9 protein-coding genes are annotated in these 8266 nt (G+C 39.0%); 2 read left to right on the top strand and 7 right to left on the bottom strand.

Annotation, left to right across the window (positions count from 1 at the left end):
- Positions 1–148: 148 nt before the first annotated feature.
- The 4 genes from HMPREF0023_RS07770 to HMPREF0023_RS07755 form a co-directional block, all read right to left on the bottom strand.
- A complete protein-coding gene (locus HMPREF0023_RS07770; RefSeq protein WP_008941726.1) occupies positions 149–517 on the bottom strand; it encodes an endonuclease domain-containing protein in 369 nt (122 codons plus the stop codon).
- Positions 518–529: 12 nt separating this feature from the next.
- Positions 530–1015, bottom strand: a complete 486-nt coding sequence (gene def / locus HMPREF0023_RS07765) for a peptide deformylase (protein ID WP_026056295.1) — start codon at positions 1013–1015, stop codon at positions 530–532.
- 135 nt (positions 1016–1150) lie between these two features.
- On the bottom strand, positions 1151–1642 hold the full coding sequence (locus HMPREF0023_RS07760) for a DUF2505 domain-containing protein (RefSeq protein ID WP_004640207.1): 492 nt from the start codon (positions 1640–1642) through the stop codon (positions 1151–1153).
- Positions 1643–1750: 108 nt separating this feature from the next.
- The gene (locus HMPREF0023_RS07755) at positions 1751–2041 is read right to left on the bottom strand and encodes a hypothetical protein (protein WP_017395712.1); all 291 of its coding nucleotides are present in this window, start codon (positions 2039–2041) and stop codon (positions 1751–1753) included.
- A gap of 89 nt (positions 2042–2130) precedes the next feature.
- Here HMPREF0023_RS07755 and HMPREF0023_RS07750 point away from each other — a divergent pair, with 89 nt between their 5' ends.
- A complete protein-coding gene (locus HMPREF0023_RS07750; protein WP_005089563.1) occupies positions 2131–2571 on the top strand; it encodes a universal stress protein in 441 nt (146 codons plus the stop codon).
- Positions 2572–2624: 53 nt separating this feature from the next.
- Here HMPREF0023_RS07750 and HMPREF0023_RS07745 read toward each other — a convergent pair whose 3' ends face one another.
- The 3 genes from HMPREF0023_RS07745 to HMPREF0023_RS07735 form a co-directional block, all read right to left on the bottom strand.
- Positions 2625–3788 (bottom strand): alanine racemase, encoded by a 1164-nt coding sequence (locus HMPREF0023_RS07745; RefSeq protein WP_008941723.1) that lies wholly within the window; start codon positions 3786–3788, stop codon positions 2625–2627.
- Positions 3789–3903: 115 nt separating this feature from the next.
- A complete protein-coding gene (locus HMPREF0023_RS07740) occupies positions 3904–5187 on the bottom strand; it encodes a D-arabinono-1,4-lactone oxidase (protein ID WP_008941722.1) in 1284 nt (427 codons plus the stop codon).
- Complete coding sequence (locus tag HMPREF0023_RS07735; RefSeq protein ID WP_008941721.1) at positions 5184–6929, bottom strand: neutral/alkaline non-lysosomal ceramidase N-terminal domain-containing protein; 1746 nt, start codon at positions 6927–6929, stop codon at positions 5184–5186. Before HMPREF0023_RS07735 ends, HMPREF0023_RS07740 begins: the two co-directional genes overlap by 4 nt.
- 63 nt (positions 6930–6992) lie before the next feature.
- On the opposite strand from HMPREF0023_RS07735, the gene HMPREF0023_RS07730 reads away from it, so the two are divergent.
- Positions 6993–8090: an AraC family transcriptional regulator gene (locus HMPREF0023_RS07730; RefSeq protein WP_008941720.1), complete on the top strand. Its 1098-nt coding sequence runs from the start codon at positions 6993–6995 to the stop codon at positions 8088–8090.
- The last annotated feature ends 176 nt before the right edge of the window (positions 8091–8266 follow it).

Raw genomic sequence — 8266 nt, 5'->3', positions numbered from 1 at the left:
AAACATTTACTCACTCTCTCCCACACACATACGAATTATCATTTTGTATAAAAAATCCCTCCTAACCTCCCTTTAAAAAGGAGGGAGTATCATGAATCTAATATCTACATTCAATTCGCGGTAAAGTCTCCCTTTATCAAAGGGGGATTTAGGTGAATTCCAATCTCTGTTTCGCAATCCGATAAACCTGCTCTACAACAGCATCAATCTCAGTCAAAATCTGATGATTACTAAATCTTAAAGTGATCAATCCTAATTCACTTAAAGCATGATCACGATTTTGATCAGCTTCCAACCCTGTTTCGGTATAATGCTGCCCACCATCACATTCAATTACTAAATTTGCTGCGGGACAATAGAAATCCACAATAAAATTTAGAATAGGCTTTTGTCGATAAAACTGTAATTCTAAAATCTGTTTACGTCTGATTCTTTGCCATAGCAGTTGCTCAGCATCTGTCATATTACTTCTTAAATTTCGAGAAGCTTGCTTTAGATTTTTATTATAAGGCTTCATTAATTTCCACTTTTAAGTAGACATTCGCTCCACAAACAACACACCATCCAAATGATCAACTTCGTGCTGAACGATACGAGCTGGAAAACCCTCAAAAGTCGTTTCAACAACTTCACCTTGTAAGGTGTAATAACGCACCTTGATAGTTTGTGCGCGCTCTACGAAACCACGTTGATCAGGAACACTTAAACATCCCTCTTCCCCCAAACAAGTCGTTTGAGAAAATTCTAAAATCTCAGGATTAACCATTACCACAGCATCCATTTCAGGCGCATCGGGATAACGAGGATTTGGACGAGATGCCACGATAATCACACGCTTGGAGATATAAACCTGTGGTGCAGCAATTCCAACACCATTACGCTCCAACATCGTCGCATGCATCGCGGAAGCCAATTGCAATAGCCACTCACTATTAAACTCCCCATCTGCAACAAATGCCGCCTTAAGTTCTAATATTTCTTCACCACGTTGCGCTACAGGCAAAACCACACTCATACCCATGACCTTGTTTTGATCAAATCGTGCTTAACATAGTATTGGATATTTTCTATTGCTTCTATCATTTTCACTCTAAAATAAAAAAACGCTCCGTATTGATGATACGAAGCGTTTTTTCTAATCTAAGCTAAATTAAAGTTGTTTCTTTAATTCATCCTCTACGATTTCAATTTCTAAACTGCTAAATTTACGAATTTCGCCTTCAGCATGTTTCTCAAGCATCCCACCAATCAAAGGTACTTTAACTTTTACTGTCCAAGTTAAAGAAATATTTACTTTTTCACTGTCACCTGTGACGCTTCGTTCACCTTTTGCTTCTAAAGGTAAGTTTGCACCTAACTCAACTGTTGAAGTTAAGTTTTTCAAATGAGTAACGTCAGAACGCTTTAAACGAAATGCATTTTTTAATAATTTTTTAGCGACATCAGGAATATTTACATCAAGGTTATATTCACGGCGTAATGTGTAAATATCCCCATTAATTGCAGATTCAATAATTTCTAAGTTCTCACCTGGAATACGTTTACACACTGCTTCATGCAATGCTGTATCCGCGACTAATCTTGAAAAGTCTTCGATTGAAACACCGTGAATTGTTTCATTAACCGTAAATTGATGTGCCATAATTTAAATTTCCGTTTCGTTTTATATAGGAACTCATCACTGTCCGAAGTATATCATTCTCACCCAAATCGCAAAGTCCAGCACAACAAAAAAGGGTGACTGTTCGGATTAGTTATTTTTATTGTGATTGTCTCGTGTGCTTAATTTTACAGCAATTGAGGTAGTACGACTGATCGACAGGTACTGATGACCATACTCAATCACCGCGTAAAACTGTTCTGCGCCATCATCAAGACCAGTTGCTGACCATGTCGTTCCCTGCGGAAATTCATCTAACCAAATTGCTTTATAAAAGTCTGAAACAGTATCAAAAGCCAAATATGTTTCTGGATCCGCCACTATTTTGGCAGCCATCTGATCAAATTTTTGCTGTTTATAATTTTCTAAGCTGATTAACACAAACCTTCCTATTTTTATTTGCTTGAGATATCTGAAATATGTTATCAACATAGTAATGACGACAACGATAAATTATAAGGAGTAAATACATGTCTTACCAAAATATTCTAGTTCCTGTCGATGATTCTCCAATTTCTTATGCGGCTGTTGAGCACGCACGTTCTTTAGCAAAATTATCTGGAGCAAAAGTGACTGTGCTGAGTGTGGTTGCTGTCGATCCTTTTGTCGGTGTTGATTTTTATCAAGTTGCACCTGCGATTACAGATCATTTTATGCAAGCAGAAGCACATGCCAAAAATCAATTACAAGAAATTGCTCAGTCTTTTGCTGAAAATGGTGTCGATGTCACAACCAAAATTCATCATGGTATTGCAACAGACGGTATCCTTTTCGTTGCGGATGAAATCGGTGCAGATTTGATCGTTATGGGTTCAAGAGGACGCACAGGGGTAAAACGTTTATTGCTTGGTAGTGTTGCGCGTACAGTTCTAACCGAATCACATATTCCTGTTCTTATCGTCAAGCAATAATCAGCCAATTGAATAAAACCTTGTGCATACCGTACAAGGTTTTTTATTACAGTTTATTCTCGAAAAGTTTGCCATGACTCAAACCTATTTTGCTTATATAGCATTAAGTTTGAAAATTGAGGAATGATTGCCTCACTTTGGGTCGGTCTCAAAAACACAAAATCATCTACTTGCGTATCACAATTCTTGGGTACATTGATCAACTCCTGATTGCTACTTCGTCCATACAAAACATGAGTATGTGCTTGATCAGGGTAAACATAATTTGCCATCCAATACCCCCCATAAATAAATAGAGCCTTGCATTTATGCGGTAATTTATCCAACACAGCCATAGATGGAAGCTGGGTAAAAGGCAAAACTTTTAATACAGGTGCCGCAATCCATACAGCAGGTTGTAACGCTTGTAGTAAGTCATGATCAAAGTCACTTGGTTTTAAAAGCATTGAACCAAAGGACAAATCATTACAGACACTTTCTGTAGTATGAAAGCTAAAAGTTGGGCTGCCACCACCATTAAAGCAAAGCTCATCATGCCACAGTGTTGGAAACTGTTTTTGAATAAGCTTTTGATAATTCGCATAAGTCTGTTGTGAACTTTGATAAGCCAACTCAGGTTTCTTAATAATTGCAGGGACTTTGGTGACATGTGCATCATAGCCCATCAAGCCAGACAGTTTTAAATATTGCGGATATTGCTGAATCAACGCCAAAATTTCTGTGAATTGCTGTGTGGTCTGTACTCCTCCTCGGTGTAAACCAACATCAATTTCAATATTTATATCTAAACAAATAGAATATTTTTTGGCGATTTCAAGATATTGCTGTAGACGTACTTTGGTATCAATCAGCCACTGAATTTTCGCTGTTGACCACTCCATATATTGTTCAAAAAATTGATGGACGACTTGTGCTGGCATTGGTTTACCTAACAAAATATCCGCGTCAGCAAAATTCTCTAAAATCAAAATGATATGTGGCTGATGGAACACCATAAAACGCTGGGTATCGATCTGTTCAGATAACAACTTGAGCAAATCTAAACTTGCTAAAGATTTCACCACTAAGCGTGCTTTTAAATGCTGGGCATGCTCAAGGCGAATCTGAACATGCTGGATATTTTGTTTTAAGGCAGCTTCATCAACGATCAGTTGCGGGGTCGCAATCCCCTGTTTCTTGAGGTCTAAATTAAGTTGTTTAAAATAATGATCCAACATGTCTTTCCATCCTTTTATCTAATTAGGGATATGCTGACCCTACGGAGTCCTTTATCAAACAATTTCAGATGTCGTTTTCGAGTATCAAAATAATGAGAAGGGTTTGATATCAAAACTAACCTAAAAATAACTTTTCCAGATAGGGATTTAAAAATTTGGCCTCTGGATCAAGCTGCTGACGCAAAGCCATAAAATCATCCCACTTTGGATATAAATCACGAAGCTGCAAGCAGCTCATACTGTGCATTTTCCCCCAGTGCGGACGTCCCTGATATTTCTGTAAGATTGGCTCAACCACATCAAAAATCAGTTGTGGATCTTGTTTATGATATTGATGTACCGAGATCGAAATAGAGTCTTGCTGATAAAAAGGACTGAGCCAAATATCATCACCCTTTACAAAGCGAAACTCGAGCGGAAAAAAGGTTGCTACTTTATGCATACGTAAAGCATGTAATACTTCATTTAAACACTCAATTCCTCGATCAACAGGAATCTGATATTCCATTTCATTGAACTTGGTATTGCGTGGCGTTGGAAATATTTTGCTCGACCAATCCACATAAGTCGTCGGTTTAACAAAGATGCCTAATAGCTTTTGTAAATAAGGGTTCAGTGAAGGAAAGGTTTTGGTCAGTTCTGAACATAAGGTCAGTAAAGTATCATCTGAGGGAAAGTTCTCTTTACGAGCTAAAATCTCGTCGCTCGTTTCATTCAAGGTTTTTAGCATTAACTGTTTGCCATAAGAAAAGACAAAACACTCAATATGTCGATGTTGCAGTTTCCATTGCTGAATGTTTTGCATCATATCTTCGACACGGCATAGCTCGATATGTTCTTTGAGCTTATAACGTGGACGATTCTGCATGGTGATCTGAGTCAAGATTCCCAAGCTGCCTAAAGAAACCCGTCCTGCGGCAAAGATTTCAGGATGCTCTGTACGACTGCATTTCAGGATTTCACCTGAAGCCGTCAACAACTCAAAAGCTTCAACATAAGCAGAAATACAATGCAAATCTGCGCCTGTGCCATGTGTTCCTGTAGAGACAGCACCCGCCAGACTTTGCTGATCGATATCGCCCTGATTCATCAAGGCCTGATTGATCGATTGCTGCTGTAAGTGTTGATCTAAATCATATAAACGTGTGCCTGCATAAATGCTGCTCTGACATCGATTGGTATCAGTGGATGCAATTCCTGCAATGTGATCCAAAGACAATAACGTTGCATCCGTACAGACCAAAGGCGTAAATGAATACCCCGCACCGACCACCCGTATTTTTTGATGTTCAGAGACAATCGACTGTAATTCTTGAATATTCGCGGGTTGGAGAATCTGCTGTGGCATTGATTTCTGCAAACCAGACCAATTTGACCAAGCGTATTGAGGATGATTCACACAAGCTCTCCCTGACTTACTGCCGTTTTCAAATTGCCATGATTACTGCGTTTTGCCAATTCATGTTCTGGAATTGGCGCCGGCCTTGTAATTTGATCATAATTACGTTTGTTTTTATCCAATATTAATTGTTGAGATAAGTCTTTGAATTTACTTTGACATGCAGCCAAGGTCCATTGTCCAAATAATGTATGACCGCCTTCATAAGCTTGCTGTTGGTATTCTTCATAAGTAGTTACATAGCCCATGTAATCATTACAATAAGAGGCCAACCATACTCGATCATATGATGATGCTTCGAGCAGGTTTTGTCTCACTGTTTCAATAACACGCTGCCCTGCAATCGTTGTAAATTCTCCAGGACAACAGACAAGTGCTAAATTTCCTAAACGAATAATTTGCAAAGGTACAATACTCGGCACCAGTGGGCTTTGCTTGATCGCACCCGCCCTCACTTGTCGATTCATCTCCGCAATCAATCGATCAAGAATACTCGGTGGGAAGCCAATTGGTTGACCCAAAATCTTTTTAGTTCCAGCTTCTAGTAAAATTTGTTTGGGTCCTTGTGAAGCATAAAGCTGATGATATTCAGTAAAATCATCAGCCCTTGAATGTTTCATTTTTTGTTTTCTAAATTGATCTGCTAAAAACTGCATGCCTTTGATTATCGGTTTGGGCGCACCTAATCCATCGACAGGTGTACCTGCAAAAAATGAAGTCCCATGACAAGGCTGACTGGTTTTTGCATCAAGTTGTCCATTTGAAAACTCAGGTGGAATCTCAATATTGCTGAGATCAACATAAGACAGTACTGCATCAATCTCCCCTGCGACTTTTTGCATATTGTTTGGGGCTGTTTGCAATGCCATCAAAGCTAACTCACTTTGATAACGTCCGTTTTGTTGTGCATATTGATATTCAGCTTCTCCTTTAAGCTGATTTCGGATCTTGAGTTGATCTTTACCGTGAAAATGTGGTGATACATCGCCTGCCGTTGCTTGTGCAAAAATCGCCACTGGATTTTGAATGCCTTGTTGAATTAAAGCTTGTTCTGAAAATGCAGCAGCATAACCTTTGTTATCACCATCATACGCATTTAATTTATTGCCAAGGCAAGTGGCATGTACACCAAACAATGAAATAATAGACTGTAATTTGTGTTCTCGATAAAAGCCGATGAGTTGCATTTCACGGTTTAATGCTAAATGGGTTTCAGCTTCGGTGTGTGATCCCACCTCAGGATTTCGATTATAGGCTTGAATCGAACGATTCCATGCTACTGGCGTGTCATCCATAAAAGCTTGCGTTGTAAGAAAAATATCCGTTTGTTGTTCATTTTCAATTGCTGTCTGAATGCTTAAAACAATTGCGTTTAAAATCGCGATGAGATGCTCATGTACAAAACCAGGTGTTGGCATATTGTATAAAGCTTCATGCGCACAGCCCCCAGGTCCTGAGTGCGTGTGCGTTGCCATTAACACCAACTGATTCTCATTAAATTCTGAACCTAACATCCCTCTTAAACGAGCAACAGCTTTGCTACGCATCGCATGTGTAATACAGCCTAAATCAAGGCAACAAATAATCAATCGATTGTGGTGTTGATCGACAATGCTAAAGCTACGTGCATATAACGCTGTTCTTTTTTTATAGGCTCGATGTGACCATTGCCCATAACCGAACATGGCATAGCCTTTAGGCACGATTTTGATTTCCTGCTTGTTCCAACCAACCTGATACATTGGTATTTTCCTTTCAATTCTTTTTCTAATTGCGATGAAGCATGTTGAAAGTTAATCAAAATTATGCGATACCCCAAAGGGTCAAATAAACGATACTTTGGGGGGCAAAACGGACAGATGCCTACAGCAATAACGCATTCGATCTGCTTACAAAGATTTGTACCTCCAACTATTCTAGCCAGCCTGATCCATTATGCTGAACAGAAAAAATGGAACTATAAACAATGGTTTGAAGCTTCAGGATTGGATTTCATACAAACTCAGCAAACAAATCATTTGATTCACTTTGACCAACTGTGCAATGTCGTGCGCCAAGCAATCTCAACCTATCAACAACCCTGTCTTGGTTTAAAGCTAGGAAGCAGTGAAGGTCTGATTTCAATGGGAATTTTGGGTTTTGCGATGCAATCCTGTAAGACTGTCGCAGAGGCTTTGGAGATTGCACTTCGCTATCATCGTATTTCAGGAAGCGTATTGAATTTAGCATTTAGGATTCAAGGTGAAATCTGTGAACTCGAAGTGACAACACCCAACCCAGAGTCCGATCTCAAAGCCTTTTTCTTTGATGAATTGTTTAGTAGTACCATCGCCTGCTTAAATGCAATGTTAGGCGATCATGATGATGTGATGAGCCTCGAACTTAGCTATTTACCAACTGACAACCAACAAGAATATCGCAATATCTTTGGCTGCTCGGTTCAATTTAATAGCGATAAAAACATCATGCGTTTTAAAACAAGTATGTTGCAACGACGCTTAAAAAACTACAGTCCAGCCAACTATGCAACTGCAATACAAATCTGTGAACAGGCATTAATACAAATTGATCTATTTAATCAAAGTAACTTTGTCGATTTACTGGATCATTTGATTGAACAACATTTACCTGAGCGTTTTGAAATGCAACAAGCCGCACAGCAATTACAAATCAGCGAACGCCACTTAAGACGGCAATTATTATTAGAAGGCTGGAGTTTTCAGAAAATTCGGCAAACTGTATTAGAGCGTAAAGCAAAACAACTACTTGTACAGAACCTATCCATGAATGAGATCAGCCTACAACTTGGTTTTAGTGAATTACGGGAATTCCGACGGGCATTTAAACGCTGGACTGGACAAGCGCCTTCGGTTTATAAACAGACCTATGAAATCAGCCACTAAAGACCGTTTAAATATTGAATTAATTTATTAAAGGATAGGCTTTTACAGAGTCTTGTCGTGTTCTCATCCCATTTCAGGATTAGCCTGCGGCTCGCCGTACTTTTCTTTCGGGAAAAGTAGGCAAAACCACTTTCATCCGCAAAACTCGTTGACTACCCGCAACTAATTTAATGAAT

Source organism: Acinetobacter sp. ATCC 27244 (assembly GCF_000156555.1).
Taxonomy (GTDB): domain Bacteria; phylum Pseudomonadota; class Gammaproteobacteria; order Pseudomonadales; family Moraxellaceae; genus Acinetobacter; species Acinetobacter haemolyticus.
The sequence above is the reverse complement of the archived record's forward strand: the minus strand, read 5'-3'. Positions and strand labels throughout refer to the sequence as shown.